At 65.4% G+C, this 1,129-nt stretch carries 1 protein-coding gene; it reads left to right on the top strand.

Annotation, left to right across the window (positions count from 1 at the left end):
• Nucleotides 1-37 precede the first annotated feature (37 nt).
• Nucleotides 38-1,129, top strand: a complete 1,092-nt coding sequence (locus ACF08N_RS38125) for an IS630 family transposase (RefSeq protein WP_392329274.1) — start codon at nt 38-40, stop codon at nt 1,127-1,129.

The following is a 1,129-nucleotide window of genomic DNA, read 5'->3' as shown; positions in this document are numbered from 1 at the left end:
CTAGTGACCTGAGTCGGAGATCCGTCGTTGGTTGGGTATGAGTCGTCCGGGTCCGAAGATTCCGCCGTTGTCGTTGACTCACGCCCAGCGGGCTGTGCTGGAGGGCTGGGTGCGTCGTCGTTCGACCGCCCAGGCCCTGGCTCAGCGCTCAAGGATCGTGCTGGAGTGCGCCGAGGGGCACTCGATCATGGAGGTGTCCCGCCGGCTGGGTGTCACTGCGGACATGGTCCGCACCTGGCGGCGGCGCTTCCTCGAACGAGGCCTGGACGGCCTGTCCGACGAGCCGCGGCCCGGTGTTCCCCGGAAGATCACCGACGCGGACGTCGAGCGTGTCATCGTCAAGACGCTGGAGGAGAAGCCGAAGAACGCCACTCACTGGTCGACCAGGTCGATGGCAGCGGCCACAGGCATGTCCCAGTCCACCATCTCGCGGATCTGGCGAGCCTTCGCCCTGGCCCCGCACCGGTCACAGACGTTCAAGCTCTCCACCGACCCGCTGTTCATCGACAAGGTCCGTGACGTGGTGGGCCTGTATCTGGACCCGCCGGAGAAGGCCCTGGTCCTGTGTGTGGACGAGAAGTCGCAGATCCAGGCCCTGGACCGGTCCCAGCCCGTGCTGCCGATGGTGCCCGGGGTTCCCGAACGCCGCAGCCACGACTACGTCCGCGCCGGCACCACCACCCTGTTCGCGGCCCTGGAGCTCGCCACCGGCAAAGTGATCGGTTCCCTACACCGACGGCACCGGGCCGTCGAGTTCAAGAAGTTCCTCACCAAGCTGGACAAGGAAGTGCCCGCCGACCTGGACGTGCACCTGATCCTCGACAACTACGTCACCCACAAGACGCCCGCCATCAAGCAGTGGCTGCTGGCGCATCCCCGCTTCCACCTTCACTTCACGCCGACGAGTTCGTCATGGCTGAACCTGGTGGAGCGGTGGTTCGCCGAGCTCACACAGAAGAAGCTCAAGCGAGGTGTCCACCGCTCCGTCCAGGCCCTCGAACGCGACATCCGAGCCTGGCTCGCCGACTGGAACGAGCACCCGAGGCCCTTCGTCTGGACGAAGACCGCCGACGAGATTCTCGACAAAGTCGCCGCATACTGCCGACGAATCTCTGACTCAGATCACTAG

It is taken from the genome of Streptomyces sp. NPDC015127, assembly GCF_043080095.1.
Lineage (GTDB): Bacteria > Actinomycetota > Actinomycetes > Streptomycetales > Streptomycetaceae > Streptomyces.
Note: the sequence above shows the minus strand (reverse complement) of the source record. Positions and strands in the feature narration are given on the sequence as shown.

Bases quoted from the DNA above. Each gene is read 5' to 3' on its own strand.
- ACF08N_RS38125 (WP_392329274.1), top strand. From the start codon at position 38: ATGAGTCGTCCGGGTCCGAAGATTCCGCCGTTGTCGTTGACTCACGCC.